Annotated in this window: 26 protein-coding genes; 15 read left to right on the plus strand and 11 right to left on the minus strand. The window is 66.8% G+C overall.

Features of this window, described 5'->3' with window-relative positions:
* Positions 1-18 precede the first annotated feature (18 nt).
* The 7 genes from ACIPLC_RS30865 to ACIPLC_RS30895 all read right to left on the minus strand — a co-directional run bounded on the left by ACIPLC_RS30865 (position 19) and on the right by ACIPLC_RS30895 (position 4,385).
* Positions 19-867: a helix-turn-helix domain-containing protein gene (locus ACIPLC_RS30865; RefSeq protein ID WP_400476327.1), complete on the minus strand. Its 849-nt coding sequence runs from the start codon at positions 865-867 to the stop codon at positions 19-21.
* A 6-nt stretch (positions 868-873) separates the two neighbouring features.
* Positions 874-1,389: a DUF6879 family protein gene (locus ACIPLC_RS30870; protein ID WP_400476328.1), complete on the minus strand. Its 516-nt coding sequence runs from the start codon at positions 1,387-1,389 to the stop codon at positions 874-876.
* 5 nt (positions 1,390-1,394) lie between these two features.
* The gene (locus ACIPLC_RS30875; protein WP_400476329.1) at positions 1,395-1,637 is read right to left on the minus strand and encodes a hypothetical protein; all 243 of its coding nucleotides are present in this window, start codon (positions 1,635-1,637) and stop codon (positions 1,395-1,397) included.
* Between the two features lie 196 nt (positions 1,638-1,833).
* Positions 1,834-2,352: a DUF6879 family protein gene (locus ACIPLC_RS30880; protein ID WP_400476330.1), complete on the minus strand. Its 519-nt coding sequence runs from the start codon at positions 2,350-2,352 to the stop codon at positions 1,834-1,836.
* Between the two features lie 275 nt (positions 2,353-2,627).
* Complete coding sequence (locus tag ACIPLC_RS30885; RefSeq protein WP_400476331.1) at positions 2,628-3,203, minus strand: DUF1707 domain-containing protein; 576 nt, start codon at positions 3,201-3,203, stop codon at positions 2,628-2,630.
* 87 nt (positions 3,204-3,290) lie between these two features.
* Positions 3,291-3,491 carry a DUF397 domain-containing protein gene (locus ACIPLC_RS30890; protein ID WP_400476332.1) on the minus strand — a complete coding sequence of 67 codons (201 nt, stop codon included), beginning with the start codon at positions 3,489-3,491 and terminating at the stop codon, positions 3,291-3,293.
* Between the two features lie 12 nt (positions 3,492-3,503).
* Positions 3,504-4,385, minus strand: a complete 882-nt coding sequence (locus ACIPLC_RS30895; protein ID WP_400476333.1) for a helix-turn-helix domain-containing protein — start codon at positions 4,383-4,385, stop codon at positions 3,504-3,506.
* Between the two features lie 162 nt (positions 4,386-4,547).
* Between ACIPLC_RS30895 and ACIPLC_RS30900 the strand changes: the two genes are divergently transcribed.
* From ACIPLC_RS30900 to ACIPLC_RS30925, 6 genes are all read left to right on the plus strand, one after another.
* Positions 4,548-4,682, plus strand: a complete 135-nt coding sequence (locus ACIPLC_RS30900; RefSeq protein ID WP_400476334.1) for a hypothetical protein — start codon at positions 4,548-4,550, stop codon at positions 4,680-4,682.
* Positions 4,683-4,756: 74 nt separating this feature from the next.
* Positions 4,757-5,092 (plus strand): recombinase family protein, encoded by a 336-nt coding sequence (locus tag ACIPLC_RS30905; protein WP_400476335.1) that lies wholly within the window; start codon positions 4,757-4,759, stop codon positions 5,090-5,092.
* Positions 5,093-5,269: 177 nt separating this feature from the next.
* Positions 5,270-6,433 carry a hypothetical protein gene (locus ACIPLC_RS30910; RefSeq protein ID WP_400476336.1) on the plus strand — a complete coding sequence of 388 codons (1,164 nt, stop codon included), beginning with the start codon at positions 5,270-5,272 and terminating at the stop codon, positions 6,431-6,433.
* Positions 6,434-6,557: 124 nt separating this feature from the next.
* Complete coding sequence (locus ACIPLC_RS30915) at positions 6,558-6,869, plus strand: hypothetical protein (protein ID WP_400476337.1); 312 nt, start codon at positions 6,558-6,560, stop codon at positions 6,867-6,869.
* A 294-nt stretch (positions 6,870-7,163) separates the two neighbouring features.
* On the plus strand, positions 7,164-8,336 hold the full coding sequence (locus ACIPLC_RS30920) for a phage major capsid protein (RefSeq protein WP_400476338.1): 1,173 nt from the start codon (positions 7,164-7,166) through the stop codon (positions 8,334-8,336).
* 16 nt (positions 8,337-8,352) lie between these two features.
* The gene (locus tag ACIPLC_RS30925) at positions 8,353-8,529 is read left to right on the plus strand and encodes a hypothetical protein (RefSeq protein WP_400476339.1); all 177 of its coding nucleotides are present in this window, start codon (positions 8,353-8,355) and stop codon (positions 8,527-8,529) included.
* A gap of 697 nt (positions 8,530-9,226) precedes the next feature.
* Here the strand turns inward: ACIPLC_RS30925 and ACIPLC_RS30930 are convergent.
* On the minus strand, positions 9,227-9,955 hold the full coding sequence (locus ACIPLC_RS30930; protein ID WP_400476340.1) for a GntR family transcriptional regulator: 729 nt from the start codon (positions 9,953-9,955) through the stop codon (positions 9,227-9,229).
* A gap of 820 nt (positions 9,956-10,775) precedes the next feature.
* On the opposite strand from ACIPLC_RS30930, the gene ACIPLC_RS30935 reads away from it, so the two are divergent.
* Both ACIPLC_RS30935 and ACIPLC_RS30940 read left to right on the plus strand, forming a co-directional pair.
* Positions 10,776-11,129, plus strand: a complete 354-nt coding sequence (locus ACIPLC_RS30935; protein WP_400476341.1) for a hypothetical protein — start codon at positions 10,776-10,778, stop codon at positions 11,127-11,129.
* Between the two features lie 480 nt (positions 11,130-11,609).
* Positions 11,610-12,155, plus strand: coding sequence for a glycine-rich domain-containing protein (locus ACIPLC_RS30940; RefSeq protein WP_400476342.1), 546 nt, complete (start codon positions 11,610-11,612; stop codon positions 12,153-12,155).
* A 300-nt stretch (positions 12,156-12,455) separates the two neighbouring features.
* Here ACIPLC_RS30940 and ACIPLC_RS30945 read toward each other — a convergent pair whose 3' ends face one another.
* Entirely contained in the window at positions 12,456-12,686 is a 231-nt protein-coding gene (locus tag ACIPLC_RS30945; protein ID WP_400476343.1) for a GntR family transcriptional regulator, read from the minus strand.
* Between the two features lie 155 nt (positions 12,687-12,841).
* On the opposite strand from ACIPLC_RS30945, the gene ACIPLC_RS30950 reads away from it, so the two are divergent.
* The 7 genes from ACIPLC_RS30950 to ACIPLC_RS30980 all read left to right on the plus strand — a co-directional run bounded on the left by ACIPLC_RS30950 (position 12,842) and on the right by ACIPLC_RS30980 (position 15,183).
* Entirely contained in the window at positions 12,842-13,210 is a 369-nt protein-coding gene (locus ACIPLC_RS30950; RefSeq protein ID WP_400476344.1) for a hypothetical protein, read from the plus strand.
* Complete coding sequence (locus ACIPLC_RS30955) at positions 13,210-13,359, plus strand: hypothetical protein (RefSeq protein WP_400476345.1); 150 nt, start codon at positions 13,210-13,212, stop codon at positions 13,357-13,359. The genes ACIPLC_RS30950 and ACIPLC_RS30955 overlap by 1 nt, the downstream gene beginning before the upstream one ends.
* 119 nt (positions 13,360-13,478) lie before the next feature.
* Entirely contained in the window at positions 13,479-13,685 is a 207-nt protein-coding gene (locus tag ACIPLC_RS30960; protein ID WP_400476346.1) for an ATP-binding protein, read from the plus strand.
* The gene (locus ACIPLC_RS30965; protein ID WP_400476347.1) at positions 13,685-13,948 is read left to right on the plus strand and encodes a hypothetical protein; all 264 of its coding nucleotides are present in this window, start codon (positions 13,685-13,687) and stop codon (positions 13,946-13,948) included. Before ACIPLC_RS30960 ends, ACIPLC_RS30965 begins: the two co-directional genes overlap by 1 nt.
* Before the next feature lie 105 nt (positions 13,949-14,053).
* Positions 14,054-14,395 carry a hypothetical protein gene (locus ACIPLC_RS30970; RefSeq protein WP_400476348.1) on the plus strand — a complete coding sequence of 114 codons (342 nt, stop codon included), beginning with the start codon at positions 14,054-14,056 and terminating at the stop codon, positions 14,393-14,395.
* Between the two features lie 78 nt (positions 14,396-14,473).
* A complete protein-coding gene (locus tag ACIPLC_RS30975) occupies positions 14,474-14,674 on the plus strand; it encodes a hypothetical protein (protein ID WP_400476349.1) in 201 nt (66 codons plus the stop codon).
* Positions 14,675-14,778: 104 nt separating this feature from the next.
* Complete coding sequence (locus tag ACIPLC_RS30980; protein WP_400476350.1) at positions 14,779-15,183, plus strand: DUF3052 domain-containing protein; 405 nt, start codon at positions 14,779-14,781, stop codon at positions 15,181-15,183.
* 70 nt (positions 15,184-15,253) lie between these two features.
* On the opposite strand, the gene ACIPLC_RS30985 is transcribed toward ACIPLC_RS30980, so the two are convergent.
* Both ACIPLC_RS30985 and ACIPLC_RS30990 read right to left on the minus strand, forming a co-directional pair.
* Positions 15,254-15,988 carry a DsbA family oxidoreductase gene (locus ACIPLC_RS30985; RefSeq protein WP_400476351.1) on the minus strand — a complete coding sequence of 245 codons (735 nt, stop codon included), beginning with the start codon at positions 15,986-15,988 and terminating at the stop codon, positions 15,254-15,256.
* 155 nt (positions 15,989-16,143) lie between these two features.
* Positions 16,144-16,380, minus strand: coding sequence for a hypothetical protein (locus ACIPLC_RS30990; protein WP_400476352.1), 237 nt, complete (start codon positions 16,378-16,380; stop codon positions 16,144-16,146).
* Positions 16,381-16,473: the final 93 nt, after the last annotated feature.

The raw sequence follows: 16,473 nt of genomic DNA on the forward strand, positions 1-16,473 counted from the left end.
GCACGACCTTGCACAGATTCACCCGAGAGAGTTGATCGCCGAGGTGATCAGCGTCCGGGAGTCCGGGCCGTAGACCGCCATGTCAGCCAGTTCGGCAAACGTGTCGGCATACGTTGCGACCTCGCTGGGCTGCGTGATCGTGAGATAGCCCGAGACCAGCTCGACATTGACCTGGGCAGCGTCGAAGATCCAGAACCCCTCCACCGGCATCCGTGTCCGACCCGGCCGATCGGGCACGATGCCCAAGCTCACGCTTGGCAGCGAGCCGACCGTGAGCAGGTGACCGAGCTGCTCGATCAGCACGTCAGCGCCGCCGAGCCCGTTGCGCAACACCGACTCCTCCATGAGGAAGGCGAACCGTCGGCCCCCCTCGTACAGGACGGCTTGACGCTCCATGCGAGCCGTCACCGCTTCGGCCACGTCGTCCACCTCGACCCTGCGGCGTTGCACAGCGCGCAACACCGACTCGGTGTAGCCGCGAGTTTGGATCAATCCGGGCACAAGCCATGACGAGTACGAGCGGAAGCGTCGCGTGCGCTGGTACAGGGGCAGGCGCGCTTCCTGCGCCCGCTTGAGCCCGGACCGCTCCATGCGCCGCCAGCCGATCCACATGTCTTCGACGGTCCGCAGCGAGGCAATCAGGTCTTCGGCTTGATCTTCCGCCCCGCATGCCTGGCACCACGCCCGGATATCGTTGGCGGACGGGGGAGTTCTGGCGTTGATGATCCGGGACGACTTCGACGGATGCCAGCCACACAGGCGTGCGATGCCAAGCCCGGTGAGCCCAGCATCCCGGCACAGTTCGGCAAGTCGATTCGCCAGAACATGACGGGCCTGCTGGGCACTTGAAGAGGGTGAGGCGGTCATGGTGGATCAGTGAAGCCGGTACTCCTCGTGCGGTGTGGCCCGGTCCCACACCGCCTCGAATGCCGACTTCACCAGTTCGACGACGGCCGGCTCGGTGCGCCATTCACGGTCGACGACCTCACCGACACCCGAGAAGTACGTGAACAGCACCGACGACCCGTCGAACAGCCACAGGTCGGTGCCGGGCAACGCGATGTCGGCCGCCTTCCGGCGGGGAAGCCAGCGGATCTGCTCGCCTGCTCGGACGTTCGGGAACGTCACGTCGTACTCGTACCGGATGTAGTCGGTGACCGGTTCGGAGACGATCCGGGCGCGCCTCATCGCGACACCGCGCGCCGTCGTCTCGGTCACCACGTCCAGGAACGGGCGCCACCAGGACGACCGCTCGGCAGCAGGGTCAAGGCGTTTCCCCTGCTGCCATGCGATGAACTCGGGGTCGCTGGGTTGGTAGGCGTCGCGCATCTCAAGATGCACGGCGGAAACCTTGGCCTCGGCCAGGCCCTCAAGTACCGGGTTTGTCATCGCTCCTACTCACTGTCGGGCTTGGGGATGAACTGAAGCATGATCTTGGGAAGCCTGATGATCGTCTCGTGATCGGGCACGTCGGTGGAGTAGCCGGGGATCGAACCGATCTCCTGACATGCCTTCACTTCGTTGTCCGTGGCCTTGTAGGACTGGATCAGCAAGTCTCCGGTTTCCTCGTCCAACCAGATCGTCGGCGAGTCCGTGTCCGGGGTGTTCGGGATGATGCCGAGGAACCTCAGGGCCATTCTCACTCCCGTAGTCGAGTGGGGTGCACCGGTGTGCGTGAGCCTCACCCTTCCGGTTGATAGCCGTCAAGAGGGCGGTAGGACGTTTGCCGCCCGCTCGTTGGGCTCCAACGAGCGGGCGGGTGCGGCCTCCTCCTACGGCACCTGGCTAACGCCAGATTGCCTTGCTGGACGCCGGATGACGCGCGTGCACCGGTCAGTGGAGCCGGAAGTCCTCGTGTGGCACCGCGCGCTCCCAGACAGCCTCGAACGCGGAGTGGCAGAGCTTCAGGGTCTGTGGGTCGGTGCTGATCTCGTCATCGACGAAGTCACCCTCGCCGCTGAAGTGGTGGACGACGAGAAGCCGTTCGTCGATGAGCCAGAAGTCGTTGCCCGGGAGGGCCAGGTCGGTCGTCTGCTGGCGGGGGAGCCACCTGACCTGTTCGCCGGAAACGACGTTCCGGAACGTGATCTCGTGTTCGAACCGGATGTACTCACTCACCGGTTCCGACACCACGCGGGCGCGTCGGACCTCGACGCCTCGGGCGGTGGTTTCGTGGATCAGCTGCAACCACGGGTTCCACCACGACGAGCGGTCGGCCAGGTCGTCCCGGTGCCCGTCGAGCCAGCGGAGGAACAGCGGGTCGTCCCGCATGTAGCCGTCGCGCATCTCAAGGTGAAGCGCGGAGTGGGTGCAGGATCGCAGCAGGTCCTCAAGTGGGGGATCTGCGGGCATCGTTCACCTCCGGGAAGAACTGCATCGTTCGTTTGGGAGATTCGACCACGGCCTCGACCCTCCGGGCGCCGATCTTCGCGGGACGGCCGGGGTTCGCGCGCAGCCGAGATGCTCGAAGAGGAGGTCACCGGCGTGGTCGTGCCGGAAGGCGGGAATCGGCCAACGATGCGTCATGGCGGGATATTTGAGGGCGGGAGGCCGGCTGGGCAACGGGAGCGCCCGCTCGTCGGGATCGACGAGCGGGCGAGGGTGTGTAGCTGTGGAGTGGGGCTGCCTCAGATGGCGAAGAGGCGGCGGCGGGGAGCGCGCGCGATGACCTTGGCGTGTTTGAGGGTGCCGACGAGCTCGATCCGGAGCCGGGGCCTGGTGGCGTCGTCGCCGCCGTCGGAGCGCTGCTTGACCGTGGAGTAGGTGAGGGTGAGACCGTCGGTGTCGACGGTGACGAGGCCCGGCGGGCTGATGATGAGCAGCTTGCCGTACCGCAGGGCCGAGTCGATCAGAAGGGTGTCGGCCGTGATCACCGCCTCGGTGAAGTCGAGGGTGACCGTGCAATGTTTCGGCCGCAACTCGATGTGCCGGGGGACCACCCAGCGTCCGGTCCGGGTGTATTTGCCGCCGTGCTGGTCGATGACCAGCACGTCCTTCGGCGCGGGCACGGTGGACGGGAAGTTCGGCAGGTCGGTGGTCAGCTCGGCCAGCTCGGCGAGCGTCCGGGCCGAGAGCGCGGCCTCCAGCCGGGCTTCGAGCTCGTCGGAGGTGAGCCGGCCGTCCGCGGCGGCGACCTGCAGCGTTTCTACGATGCGGTCCCGGTCCTCGTGGGATGCCCGGAACGCGGGCAGGTCACTCGACATGGACTCCACGCTAGCCCAGTGCGGGCGCCCGGGCACAGAGCGGCGGTCAGCACCAAGTGTGCTGACCGCCGGGCGTGCGGGGGGAGTTCAGATGTGGTGGTCGAACTCGCCTGCCTTGGCTCCGAGGATGAAGGCGCGGAGTTTGGGGACGGTGGTGGTGACGATGACGTCGGGGTCGTCGGACTCGCGGAGGTGACGGATGGCTTCGTTGCCAGTGGCAAGTTCCAGGCATGCATTGCCGGCATCTCCACCACTGAACGACGATTTCTTCCAGGAGAGTTCGGGCATTTGTGACGCCTCTCATGCTTGTAGCGGGTAAAGGAGATACTGGAGAAGCCCCCATGAGTTACGTGAGCTGTGGCCGCGTGCCGATGTTGCGTCGATGGCTGGCAGCGCAATCTCGCTCAACTGCTGGAACTTCCACAGGTACCCCGCAATGCTCTCAGGGTCACCGCTGTGCTCCGCACTGCCGGGCACATCTAGAACGATCGTCGAGAGGTCGACGCAGCCGGGATCGCACAAGAGAAAGGGGCCAGACTGGGAAGGCTTCCTGGGCGCTGCGAACGGAAGGATCTGGATGGTCACGTTGGGACGCTCTGCCACATCCAGTAGGTGGACCAGCTGAGCCCTCATGACGTCCGGGCCAGGGAATAGCATTCGCAGGGCCGCTTCATGGATGACGAACCGGAACTCTCGTTGGCTATCAATAACGCACTGGCGGTCCATGCGGAACTGGACCGCGGCTGTCAGATCCCATGGACCATTGCGATAGCCATCCTTGTAGAGAGCCTCGGCGTATTCGGGAAGCTGAAGTAGCCCGGGAACGTAGAGCGTTTCGTAGTTGTCGAAACGGGTCGTACGGTCTTCGAGCTCTGCAAGGTCGAGTGAGAGGTCGGGAACCTTGCCTTCGAAGCTGCTCCACCAGCCTTTGCCAGTGCTTCGGCCCATCTCGGCCAGGATCTTGCGATAGGCAGGATCGTTGCACCCGTAGGCGTCGAGCCAGATCTCAAGGCGCTCGGGGTTGAGGGTGATCCGGCCAGCCTCGGTGTGGCTCACCGCCGGACCCTTCATGCCCACCAGCGCGCCAGCTTCCGGCGCAGACAGTCCGGCGGCCGTACGCAGAAGCTGCAACTCCTCGCCGAATCTGCGCTGCCGCTGGCTGATTGGTCCCTTGTATCCCACGATCATCCTTCCCTGTCGGCGCAGTCTCGCGCACAACCCATCCGGGATGCCACCAACGAGTGACGGCCTTGCAATGTTGTCATAGACCCCCCTACTCTCAGTGTTGCACCGGTCACATGACGGATCGTCAGTGGCTCCCCCCTCTCCCTCCCGGGGTCTCCCATGCGTGCTTCCAACCCTCCCGACTGGACCACCGCCCGCACCGAGCTGTGCGACCTCCTCACCGCCGCCGGCTGTCCGCCCTCCACCATCTCCGACGCCGAACTCGCCCTCCACGAACTCTTCTTCAACGCCTAGGTGCGCTACACGTAGTAGTGCCCTGGAAGTCCCTGCGCTCTCCCGTGGTGTGAGACGAGTAGGGAGCGTGAACCATGGCACCGAAGACCCTGACCAGCACCGAAGCGCCCGTAACCCCATACGACGGATGCGGGAAGTGCCTACTGGGACTGCGCCGCCTGTCCCGAGTCCGGGCATCGACCAGCAGCCCTGAGCGGCAGATGGACTATGTGCTGTCGGCGGCTATGGAAGTCGGCGGGCACATCATCGCGTGGGCCGATGACTGGGAGGTGTCAGGCGCAACCGACCCGAACACCCGGCCTCGACTCGGCCCGTGGCTCCGTGGTCAACAAGGCCCCTTTGACGGCCTAGTGGCGTCGTCCGTCGACCGCATCGGTCGTGATGTGCTCGAAGGGCTCACCCTCGCGTGAGACGCCAGCCGGCGCGGACAGCTACTGGTCACGGCCGACCATCGGGGCATCTGGGATCTCCAAGACCCCAACCAGGAAAGCGAGTTCACTCTAAAGCTCTTCGGTGCGCAGATGGAGCACCGGGCTATTCGGACCCGCAACCGACAGGAATCCCGTCGTGCCCGGTCGGCTGGGCAGGTGGCCAACAAGCCGAGTTACGGCTACCGGCATGTACGCCCGGGGCCGACAGCGAAGATCTCGCACACTGAGATCGATCCCGAGTCCGCAGAGGTGATCCGGGAAGTGGTTCGGCGCATCCTGTCTGACGAAACGGGCTGCATCACGCCGTGGACTGAGATCCACCGACTCACCCGGGCGGGCGTGCCCAATCCGGGGGATCGACTTGCAATGCTGTACGGCCGTGAGCCGAAGGGGGCTCCGTGGCGGCCGAACAGCCTGGTCCGAATACTCCTCAGTGAAGCTGCAATGGGCTACCTGATGCACGATCGCCGTGCGGTGATCGGTGACGACGGCATGCCTGTCCGCATTGCGCCGCCCCTGTGGGACCGGCCCACCCATGATGCGCTGATGGCGAAGCTCGGGCCGAAGCGTGCGACCCCGAGGAAGCGCCCGGCCCCAAGGGGAACGGCACTGCTGTCTTACAGGGTGTGGTGTGGCGTCTGCGGCCACCAAGCGGAACGAGCGGGTTCGGCGGATATAACCGTTGACGGCAAGCGGGTGAGTATTCCAGCGTGGGGCTGCCGGGCTCGCACGCTGGCGTGGGAAGACGCGCAGCACTGCAAGCCGGCTCCCTCGTTCGGGGTGGCCGCTCTGGACAAGGAGGTGGAGTCCTGGTTCCTGGGCCGGTTCGGGGCCGGTCAGCTCATGCAGCGCATCTACGACCCGGGCAACGGGATCGCCAACGAGATCGCCGAGCACGAGGCGGCGAAGCAGCGGTTGCGTGCCGACCGGCAGGCGAAACTGTATGACTCGGTGGAAGACACCGCCTGGTACCAGCGCGAGTACAAGCGGATCACCGACAAAATCACGGAGTTGAAGAAGCAGCCCGAACGGCCCGCAGGCTGGTACAGCATTCCAACCGGTCGCACGGTGGCGGACGAGTGGCACGCCGCTGACAACGTCGCCCGGCGCGAGATGCTGGCGGAACACGGCGTTGTGGTCCGCCTGTTCCCCCGCAGAGGAATGAAGAAGAAGGGCGGCGAGAACCACCCGACAGGCTTCGAGATCTCTACCGAGATCGACCACGACCCGGCGGGGGAGATCGCAGAGCCACCGATGAGCGGCAAGCCGTTCATCCCGGGATCGCGTCTCCGCATCCACGAGTCCGCCAAGGCCGCCTGACGGCCCCAAGGCAGCCCCGGCAGGCCCTGAGCCTGCCGGGGCTTTCTCATGCCTCAGAGGGGCGCCCAGGACCGCGCTAGGGTGCATGGCCACCTGCACCCGTACGGAGAGGAAGACTTAAGGCATGGACCGAGCAAAGAGCCGCGAGGAAGTGGCGCAGCGAGTCCGGGACCTACTGGACACCTGCGTAGGCAGTGAGTTGGGGGGTTATGACAGCCTTCGTGCCACGCTCGAAGTCGAGATAGCCAAAAAGCAGGTCGCCAACATGGCAGAGGACGAAGCGGCCGGTTTGTACAGCACGGGCTACGGCAAGGAATGGTTGGCGAGGAGCCGCCCCGCAGCCGTCGAACGAGTCCGCGCAACGGAAGGACGCCTTGCCGACCTTGAAGCGGAGACGGCTCGACGCATGGCCGAATGGGAGGCTCAAGGAAAGTAGCGGCCTAGCGACCCTGGCAGCCCCGGTACGGCGCTTCGGTGCCTGCTGGGGCTTCTCTTTGGGGGCTCTATGGCGTGCGCACGACAGAACCAGCGGGAATCCTGGCGTTCTGGTGCTTTGGTACCTGTTTTCTACACACCATAGAGATCTCTAAGGCATCCCAGAACTGACCATCGAAACGCCAGAACACCAGTCGTCGCCCCAGGAAGTGCTTGCGCTCTAGAGGAAGTGGGAGAACGCAGTTCGGCACCGCGCGTTCTCCAGCTGCTGAATGTACCTAGAGTGGAGTGTCGCATGAACCATGCCGAGATTGCGCAAGTAGCGATAGACAGGCGAGAGGCCGCCATAAGGCAGCTTCGCGAACTGACCGACGGTGCGAAGAACCGTTCACTTACTCGCGGCGAGAAGAAGCGAGAGAGCGAGCTTCTCGATCTCATCGCAGAGGAAGACTCGAACGCGAAGCGGCATATCTCTGCTGCTGCCGCCGAGGATTCGGCAATGCGTGCGCACTCTCCGCTTCGCGGTATTGCGTCGGCTGGTTACCCCGAGAGGTTCACGAAGGCATCTTCGAGCGCCACACCCGGGGAACTCATGCACCGTTCGCTGGAAATTTCCCGGGGAATCACCACTCCTAGCACGGGAAAGGCGTTCTCTCCGGAGCAGGTGGCGAAGAACTTCGTTGACCTTCTCGCGCCGCAGTCCGTGGTCATGGCATCCGGCGTGAACCGAGTGGAGACGGACGCTGAGACCTACTCGTTCCCGGTGATCCGGTCGGACTTCTCCGCTGGATTCGTCGGGGAGCTGGACGACCTTCCGACCGGTGGCTTCGGAGCCGAGCCGCTCAAGGTCACTCCGAAGAAGATCGCCGTTGCTGACCTGATCGCCAACGAGCTGATCCAGGATGGCGGCCCCGCCTTTCTGAACCCCATGGCGAAGTCGCTGCTACGTACGGTCGCCCTGGGATTCGACAGGGAAGCCTTGGTGGGCACCGGCACCGGGAAGGGTTTTGTCGGCATAGCCAACACCGCCGGAATTCAGAAGCTCGCCATCACGGGCGGTCTCAAGGACCTGGACCCGTTCGTGTCGGCCTTCGGCCTCCTGGAGTCCGCCAACGCGAAGGCTTCGGCAATCGTCATGGCGCCCAAGTCGTGGTCTTCGCTAATGGCGCTGCGAGAGATGTCCGGTTCACTCAAGCCGCTTCTGAGTGAGTCGGCTGGCTCTCCCACTGCCGGGGTCCAGCGGTCGATCCTCGGGGTTCCCGTGTGGCTCTCCTCGTTCATGCCGAATACCGACATTCTCGTGTACGAGGCGGATCAGGTCTTCGCCGTCTGGCGCAAGGACGCCGGATTCGAGATCAGCAATCAATTCGGCTTCCTCAAGGACGGTACGGCAGTCCGCGCGATCGCCCGCGCTGCGATCGCGGTTCCGAACGCTGCCGCCGTCTGCAAGATCACCGTTTCCGCCTGATAAGGAGTTCACCGCAATGACCAACTTCAACACCAACGAGCCGACCGCTTCCGTCCGCATGACCGGCTGGATGGGATACGGCCCGGCCCGCAATGGCACGCCTTCCCGGATTCTCCAGAACGGGGAGATCTACGAGGTTCCACAGAGTGAGGTGGAGTGGCTGGTGGGCGCTGGCCTGGCCGTACGGGTCTGACCGTGTTCGTTGAGCTGCTGACCGGGCTGCGGATCGACCGGGCCCCGGTAGGGGCGGGTATGCGGGTGGTGGTGCCCTCCGATGTCGGGGGGTACCTCATCGCACAGGGCTGGGGCCGGAAGGTCGAGACCGGTCACCGCGTCGGCGACGACCGGCAGCTTGTTGGGTTCAAGGCATCCCAACTTCCTGGCGCAGACGAGTGGTTCAGCGAATGGCCGTCGTGGATGCGACCCGCTTGGGTTCAGCCGGCCGGGCGAGCGCTGCGGGACGGTGGTGAACGGTTGTGGGTTCCGGTTCGCTGCCGTTCCTGCCCGCGATACTCCTACGCACCAAAGGACAAGCTGCCTGTTGGCACCGAGCGTGAGGCGCGTTCGGATGCCTGGCTGGTCCTCTGCACAGCATGCCGTCGACGTGCCTGATCGTGGCCACGCTGGGTGGGCAGGGCGCTGCCGAAGTTCCCAGCTCTGCCGCCGCAGCGATCCCGGTAGCAGCTCGAAACACGCGCCCTGGGTGTAACGCCGTTTTCAGGCCCCCCACGCGTCAACACCGTTACAGCTTCGGCATGTTGACGTTCTCAACCCGCTAGAAAGCGCCCTGTAAGCGCACCTTAACCGCGCGATCAGAGTCCGGAACATGCTCCCAACAGCAAAGAGACCCCAGCGGATTCCGCTGGGGTCTTTCTGCATTCTGGGTCCGCCTACGGCGTGTACTCGTAGCCGATGGTGAACCGGGGAGGCAGGCAAGCCTCCGTGTACTCGATCAGCCCTTCGTCATCCGACCAGCGGTGGACGAGCGCCAGGATCGAGCTGCCGACCGGCACTGCCAAGGCGGCTGCTTCTCGTTGGTCTGCCGTTCGCGCGTGCATGTCGTCGCGTGCCGCCGTGATGGTTCGACCAGTGGCTTCGAGAACCCGCGCCGTGATCCCGTCGTTGCGCCCCGGTGCCGTGTTAAGCAAGTCGGGTACGAGAGCCGCGAAGTGCGCGGGGTACCAGGACACTGCGAAGAGGGTGCGCGACTTACCGCGTCCAGCGATGTATTCGCGACGCACCAGTTGGGCGCCGTGCTCCAGATCGAAGAGATCCGCGACGTAGAGCGGCGGGATGACGAGTTCGGCAGCCGTCACACGGCTGGTCTCGCCCTCCATGAGGCTGGACTGGACCCTCTGCACCCGGGCAAGACGGTCCCGACTGCTGGCGCTCACGCGCGGGTCGTCTGCGACGAACGTTCCGCGTGGTGACGTGCGCAGATAGCCCTCCACCTGGAGGTGCTGGAGTGCACGGCTTACCGTGGCCACGGCGACGTTCCAACGACCGGCGATCTCCTTGTTACTGGGCAGCTTCGCGCCCGGCTCCAGCCCCCCAGACAGGATTCGCTGCCGGTAGTGATCCGCGATCACAGACCATGTCTTCGGCGTCTTGCTCGGCATGTTCGCTCGCTTCCGCTCGATGGACGGTACCCCGCTTGAGCAGACTAGTTCACTCGGAACCGTAGCGACCGAACTAGGCCACTCTTCATGCTGGACTAGTTCACTGACTGGCCGTCGGTTGATCCGCGACCAGCCCTGTCTTGAGGGAGTGCGCATGCAGGATGAGAAACCCAACCGGTGCCCGTGCGGTGATGAACTCAGCCCTGGCCCACCGCGACCGGACGGCATCGCTGAATGGCGTTGTGCCTGTCGCCGCTTCGGCTACTTGCTGCCGCCGGACTTCGTGGTGACGCACCCCTTCGAGACCGCCGTTCAGGTCTGCGGCCGGAAGCGGGTCCACAGCGTGCCCGCGCCGGTTATGGCCTGACGGCACCAACGATCAACACGCCCAAGTGGCCCCCCGGCACCTGGACGAGTAGCCCCTTCAAGCCCCGTCCCGGGCGCGCAGTCATGGCAGATAGCGGCCCGGGGCGGTCTCATCTCCCGTACCCCGCTCCGGGGCTGAAAACGGTGGGCGACACCGGTACGGGAACTGGTCTCGTCCGTCCGTGCAACAACCCCCGTTACGGACGGGCGGGACCACCTCACGACCCCTGTCCTGGGGCTATGGGTCTCCTGGTCCGAGCCCGGTCACCCTGGGGCGGGCGCCAGTCCCCTGGGCGTTCTGACAAACAACTGGGGGGCCGGCACACAGACCCCCGCCCCGGCCGCGCCGACCGTCCAAAGTCGCTGAGCCGACCGGGGCGGGCTCAACCGTTGGACCACGACTGACGGGAACGCCCGTGAACTACAAGGTTGTTCAACCGGCCCTGCTCGCGCGGTGGACCGCGTGATGGGCGAGACGTCGAGCGGCGGCTTCAACCCCGAAGGCAAAGCCTGGCGGGCTGAGTACGTGTTCCTGGGGCAGCGTGGCGTTCCCGGTTTCAGCGCCGGTGGCTCCGACGTCCACGGGTTCGCCGCCACGCACAGCTTCGAGCGACTTGCCGCGCACCTGATCTCGGAAGCGGCGCGGCGGTGGTGGACGCTGGACGTCCCGCCGGAGATGGCGGACTTCGGGGAGATCCTTCTTCGCCACGCGAAGGCGGTGGCCGAGTCGCGCGGCGCCTGGAAGTACGAACCCGGAAGCCGTCAGGAATGGGCGGACGTCACCGTGACCCACCACCCCGCCGGCTGACCCGTGGCGGCGACTAAGCGCCCCGGTGAGCTGCACGTCGAGGCCGCCGTTCACACGGGCGGGAACTCCACCAGGTGTCGGTGCCCCCAGCCCGCCACATGCGTCATGCGGCTTCAACTCCCGCCGCCGGGGGGCTCCTTCCGAGACACTATGAACCGGTTGTGGACGGTGGTTCGACGGGATCAGGCCGCCGATCCGGTGTCCGGGCAAATCAGGAACACGACGATCAAGATCCGGCGAATCGAGCAGGGCAAGCCGGTCGACCTGTCGTTCACGTGCGCGGGCCCGGTGAGGGTGGAGAACCACTACGAGAAGAACCGTCTTCACCGCCCGCCCAGCGCCCGGACCTAACGGGCTCCATAGACCCCCGCCCCGGCCGTCATCCCTGGCAGGCAGCCGACCGGAGCGGGTTCCGCAACACCGTACGAACCGGACGCCGACCGGTGTCCGGAACTCCGCGCGATGTGAGGAGACACCAGTATGACCACTCCGACCGAGCGCCCGCCGGGAGACACCGGCCCCGGCGTCCGCAGCCTGCTCACCCCCGACCAGTTCAACGGGGTCGTGTTCACGGTCCTGGATAGCAACCCGGGGATGGCGCCCGCCATGGCCGAGCGCATCGTGATCGAGGCGCTCAAGTTCGTCGCCACCGCCCGCACGTTCCCCAAGGTGCGGATCACCCCGTCCAACGTCGTGGACGAGGGGTGGCACGCCCTGATCCTGCACACCCGCCCGTACGCCGAACTGTGTGGCAGGCTCGGTGGGTTCGTCCACCACTACCCCGAGCGCCCCGACCCGGAGCGCCACGACGAGGCGGCCTTGGTGCGGACCGTCGCTCTGATCGAAGAGGCTGGCTACACCCCGGACCGCGAACTGTGGACGGGCCCGACCCGTGCGCTGGTGGCCGTGGCTGCGCAGTGCTCCCACACCCCCGTCCCGGGTGGGTGCGGACCGATCAACCCCGGCGGGTGCGCCTCCCACTGCAACGGCGGTGGTGGCGGTGGTGGGGGCGGCGAAGCGCACTAGCCTGGGCGCACCGACACGGAAGGGCGCGAGCATGGATCGAAACGAAGCCCAGCGAGTAGCCGCAACGCTCCGGAGCCTGGGCATTCGGGGAGTCGTCTCCCCGGAAGACCCGGACAACCCGGATGGCCAGTGGTGGGTGTACGACAGCACCGACCCCGACACCCGGCGGGACGTCACCGACACGGCACTCACCCTTGTTCGGGGTAGGTCCAGTGAGGTCGGTCCGGGGCGAGGCTTCGTCCTCCCTGTGTCTCGCTGACTTCTCCGGAAACGGCCCCGTCCGGGTTCACCTGGGCGGGGCTACTTCGTGCGGTCCGTGACGAAGCTCCCCATCCCCGTCTCAGTCCGGATCAGCCCGTCTTCGCGGAGCGCCGCCGTGACCTTCTGGACAGTCGCCCGTGCCACGCCGAAGTCCCGTTCGAGTTGCACCGCCGAAATGAGGTAGCCGGGCGGGTACTCGCCGCTTTCGATCTTGCGGGCGATCTCGTCGCGGATCTGTCGCCACTTGGGGCGGGTCGGGTCGAACTCCATGCCATGAAGGTAGCCGCCGACGACCGTTGACGGGAGTCGGGTGCTATAGGGGGTGATAGACAGGGGTAGGGACCCCTAGTAAGGTCGGCGCACAAGAAACCCGGCGACCGCGCCAACGGTCCCGGGGATGGCCCTAGCTTTCTCGGAGCTAAGACATGATTCAGCTTATCGTTCTCGCACTCCTCTGGGCGTTGCGTCTGCTGCTGCCGGCGCGGGGAAAGCACCGCGCACCGTGGGAACAAGGCGAAGCTGCCGAGCAGCGTCCCGCAAACACGCTGCCGCTGTGCTCTGGATTCCGGCAGCCGATCCCGCCGCACGTCATTGCCCGCACGATCATGCCGGAGTGGGAACCGGTCCGGATGCACGTGATCGCCCACACCGAGCACTACGTCACCGAAGCCGCAGCCGTCCGAGCCCGCCGGGCCGCAGCCTTCGCCGCCGCGCTGGATCTTCCCGACCCCTCACACTGGCTCGACACCGTGGTGACCGGTGTACCGCACACCCTTGCCGGGGCGGTGGCGTGATGGCGGACGCCCCGAAGGCGCACCCGTGCTCCCTCTGCGGCACGAAGACCGCTGACGGCAAGGTCATCGGCGTCATCGACCGTGTGAGCGGCCCGTCCTACGTCCGCTGGGCGTGCCGGACCCCCTGCGCCCCGCCGAAGACCCGCTAGACCCCTCACAGCCCCGTCCGGGCCGATCCTGGGCGGGGCATTCATTCAGACCCTCTTACTACGGGAAGAGACAGCAGGCGAACGCGTGGAGGCACGCCGGGAGCCTCGCGCCCCTCGTCGTGCTCTCCCTCCTCGACCGCAGGCTCCGCGTCTCGGTCTGCGACGACAGCCAGGCCCTCCCGCCCGAGCCGTGCGCCCCCGTCGACCCCTACGCCCTCTCCGGCCGAGGCCTCCACCTCGTCCGTTCCCTCACCCACCGCTTCGGCGCCGACCTGCGCAAGCAGGGCAAAGCCGTCTGGTTCGAGCTGCAGTTGGACGCCGCCTGATGCCCCTTCCCCGCCGCCGCCCGATGCTCCCGACCGACCCCCGGATCCGGTACTACACCGACGACCACATCCGCACGCTCCTCGCCGAAGTCGACGAGCGCGGCCGCAGGTTCGGCCTCGTCTTCCCCTCCGCCACCATCGACCGCACCATCGACGGCCGCGTCCTCGTCCGCTTCAACACCGCCCCGGCCTCCACGCTCCTCAACCTCCTCTCCCTCCTCCTCGCCGCCGACCGAGACCGCGAAGACCCGTGCGCTTCCTGATCGCCGCCGCCTTCGCCGTCCTCCTCGCCCTGGCGATCGCCACCGTCGTCCTGGGCGTCATCACCGCACTCAACGTTGCAAAGCCCGACGAGGAGGACCCCTGACATGTCCGACCCGGTCCCGGAGCCCGACTTCGGCCCCAACCCCCTGGCCAACGCCCTCGCCGCGACCCACTACGCCGTCGCCGCCGCCTTCAACACCCTTGCCCCCGGCGCCGCCCAGCCCGTCCCCGACGACTTCGACTGGCGCGAACTCGAAACCTTCATCTTCCACTTGGGCTTCGCCGCCGACGACTCCGACGCCGCCCTCAACCTCTACCGCCTGCTCACCGCCGTCCAGCGGATCGCCTACCGCGAGGCCGCCGGCCGTAACGCCGCCGGGCACCCCGCCCGTCTCAACCCCCGCCCGTCCTCGACCGCATTCACCCGTGGGAGTGGTGCCGGGTGAATGCCACCGACCGCGCCCCGCGCGGCCCCTAGCGTGGGTAGCGCCAAGCGCCAGCCACCCCAGGGGAGGGGACCCGACGTGTCCGACGTCGCCGAATACCTGCTGCTCTACGTCGACGGCGACGCGGTCGTGGCGCACGACGTCGACCTGCGCCCGCACACGTTCCCCCTCCCGCCCGGCGAGCTGGGCGCCGCCATCGCCCGGGCCGATGCCGCCGGGGGCTCCCAACTCCTGCTGGCCGTCAGCCCGGCTGGGATCGTCTCCTGCCGCGAGATCTGATGCATCGTCAAATCCCGGGCGTGTTCCGCGCCGCCCACCGTCCGCGTCTGGTTGGCTACCCGGATGCGAGGCGACAGGCGCCTCCAAGTCAAAGGAACACCGGCATGACGACAGAGCGCACCAACCCGGCGGCCCGGCTCGGGTTCGATCCCGGGCAGGTCGTCCAGGAGATCGGTTACGACGAGGACGTCGACCAGGATCTCCGCGAGGGCATCGAGGTGCTGATCGGCCAGGACCTCGTCGACGAGGACTACGACGACGTGGCCGACACCGTCCTGCTCTGGTTCCGTGAGGACGACGGCGACCTCACCGACGCCCTGGTCGACGCCATCGGCCTCCTCGAAGAGGGCGGCACGATCTGGCTGCTCACCCCGAAGTCGGGCCGGGACGGCTACATCGAGCCCAGCGACGTCAACGAGGCCGCCCAGACCGCCGGCCTCGCCTCGACCAAGGCCATCAGCGCCGCTGCGGACTGGACCGGCATCCGCCTCATCGCCCCCAAGCGCTGACACCCCCGGAGCAGGAAGTCGGCGGAGCAGGAAGTCGGCCCCGCCGACTTCCTGCTCCGCGCCCCTCACCTCACCGCTGCGGCAGCTCGCACCCGTCCGGCCCGCAGACCTCGCCGCTGCCGTCACCGCTCGTGCCACCGCCGCTGCCGCCGACCAGCAGCGGCACCACCGCTCGGCTCTCCCAGGCCTGCTCCAGCGCCGCCGTGAACGTCTCGGCCGGCTGGGCGCCCGAGACGCCGAGCCGCCGGCCGAACACGAAGAACGGCACCCCGGTGGCACCCATCGCGCTCGCCGTCGCCTCGTCCTCGCGCACGGCCTCCGCGTAGGCGTCCGGATCGGCCAGCACCGCCGCCGCGGCCTCGCCGTCCAGCCCCGCCTCGACGGCCAGCTCGACCAGCCGCCCTTCCGCGAACGCGGACCGCGCGTCGGCGAAGTTGGCCCGGTACAGCGCGTCCAGCAGTTGCCCCTGCCGCCCGTGGTCCTTGGCGAAGTGCAGCAGGCGGTGCATGTCGAAGGAGTTCGCCGCGTCGCGCCCCTCGCGGAGGTACGCCAGCCCCTCCCCGCGCGCGTTGTCAGCGATCCGCGCCTCCGCCGCCTCGGCCTGCTCCAGGCTGAGCCCGTACTTGGCGGCGATCAGCGGGACGACCGGCCGCGCCTCGGCCGGCGAGTGGGGGTCGAGCTCGAAGGAGCGGTGGACGACCTCCACGTCCCCGCGGTGGGGGAACCGCTCCAGGGCCTGCTCGAACCGGGCCTTGCCGATGTAGCACCACGGGCAGTTGATGTCGGTCCAGATCTCCACGCGCACGGCGTCGCTCCCGTCTCCAGCCGTGCGGGGCCTTCCCGCACCCGGCTCCGTGGCCAACGCCGACGGCCACCTGAATATTTCTCGTGATGAAATATTCAGGTGCCAGTACTCCAGCTGTCGTTCGTGAGGCGTGGCTGGAGGGATGGAACGGGAGATCATTCCCAGCCGTGCTCGGCGTAGGTCTGTCTGTCCCACTCTGGGTGCTCTGCGGTGTAGGTGCCCCAGCCCATGCGCTGGTAGTACAACGTCATCGCGTCGAAGTAACTCGCGGCCTCGACGGTCCACACGAGCCGGGCACGTTCGGACAAGAGCGCACGAGCCCCGTCTCCGCGCGGTCCGGCCAGGCAGAACGTCTTGCCCTCCTCGCCTTCGTCCCAGAGCTCATGAAGCACTGGCTCAGGATAGTGGTCAGGATCGGACGGCCGGCATTTCATCCAGACCGGTCAGTCCTTTTCCGGACTCGAATGACTCCTCGACTTTCCACC

It is taken from the genome of Kitasatospora sp. NPDC086801, assembly GCF_044745805.1.
Taxonomy (GTDB): Bacteria; Actinomycetota; Actinomycetes; order Streptomycetales; family Streptomycetaceae; genus Kitasatospora.

Bases quoted from the DNA above. Each gene is read 5' to 3' on its own strand.
- ACIPLC_RS30865 (WP_400476327.1), bottom strand. From the start codon at position 867: ATGACCGCCTCACCCTCTTCAAGTGCCCAGCAGGCCCGTCATGTTCTG.
- ACIPLC_RS30870 (WP_400476328.1), bottom strand. From the start codon at position 1,389: ATGACAAACCCGGTACTTGAGGGCCTGGCCGAGGCCAAGGTTTCCGCC.
- ACIPLC_RS30875 (WP_400476329.1), bottom strand. From the start codon at position 1,637: ATGGCCCTGAGGTTCCTCGGCATCATCCCGAACACCCCGGACACGGAC.
- ACIPLC_RS30880 (WP_400476330.1), bottom strand. From the start codon at position 2,352: ATGCCCGCAGATCCCCCACTTGAGGACCTGCTGCGATCCTGCACCCAC.
- ACIPLC_RS30885 (WP_400476331.1), bottom strand. From the start codon at position 3,203: ATGTCGAGTGACCTGCCCGCGTTCCGGGCATCCCACGAGGACCGGGAC.
- ACIPLC_RS30890 (WP_400476332.1), bottom strand. From the start codon at position 3,491: ATGCCCGAACTCTCCTGGAAGAAATCGTCGTTCAGTGGTGGAGATGCC.
- ACIPLC_RS30900 (WP_400476334.1), top strand. From the start codon at position 4,548: ATGCGTGCTTCCAACCCTCCCGACTGGACCACCGCCCGCACCGAGCTG.
- ACIPLC_RS30905 (WP_400476335.1), top strand. From the start codon at position 4,757: ATGGCACCGAAGACCCTGACCAGCACCGAAGCGCCCGTAACCCCATAC.
- ACIPLC_RS30915 (WP_400476337.1), top strand. From the start codon at position 6,558: ATGGACCGAGCAAAGAGCCGCGAGGAAGTGGCGCAGCGAGTCCGGGAC.
- ACIPLC_RS30920 (WP_400476338.1), top strand. From the start codon at position 7,164: ATGAACCATGCCGAGATTGCGCAAGTAGCGATAGACAGGCGAGAGGCC.
- ACIPLC_RS30925 (WP_400476339.1), top strand. From the start codon at position 8,353: ATGACCAACTTCAACACCAACGAGCCGACCGCTTCCGTCCGCATGACC.
- ACIPLC_RS30930 (WP_400476340.1), bottom strand. From the start codon at position 9,955: ATGCCGAGCAAGACGCCGAAGACATGGTCTGTGATCGCGGATCACTAC.
- ACIPLC_RS30940 (WP_400476342.1), top strand. From the start codon at position 11,610: ATGACCACTCCGACCGAGCGCCCGCCGGGAGACACCGGCCCCGGCGTC.
- ACIPLC_RS30945 (WP_400476343.1), bottom strand. From the start codon at position 12,686: ATGGAGTTCGACCCGACCCGCCCCAAGTGGCGACAGATCCGCGACGAG.
- ACIPLC_RS30950 (WP_400476344.1), top strand. From the start codon at position 12,842: ATGATTCAGCTTATCGTTCTCGCACTCCTCTGGGCGTTGCGTCTGCTG.
- ACIPLC_RS30955 (WP_400476345.1), top strand. From the start codon at position 13,210: ATGGCGGACGCCCCGAAGGCGCACCCGTGCTCCCTCTGCGGCACGAAG.
- ACIPLC_RS30965 (WP_400476347.1), top strand. From the start codon at position 13,685: ATGCCCCTTCCCCGCCGCCGCCCGATGCTCCCGACCGACCCCCGGATC.
- ACIPLC_RS30970 (WP_400476348.1), top strand. From the start codon at position 14,054: ATGTCCGACCCGGTCCCGGAGCCCGACTTCGGCCCCAACCCCCTGGCC.
- ACIPLC_RS30980 (WP_400476350.1), top strand. From the start codon at position 14,779: ATGACGACAGAGCGCACCAACCCGGCGGCCCGGCTCGGGTTCGATCCC.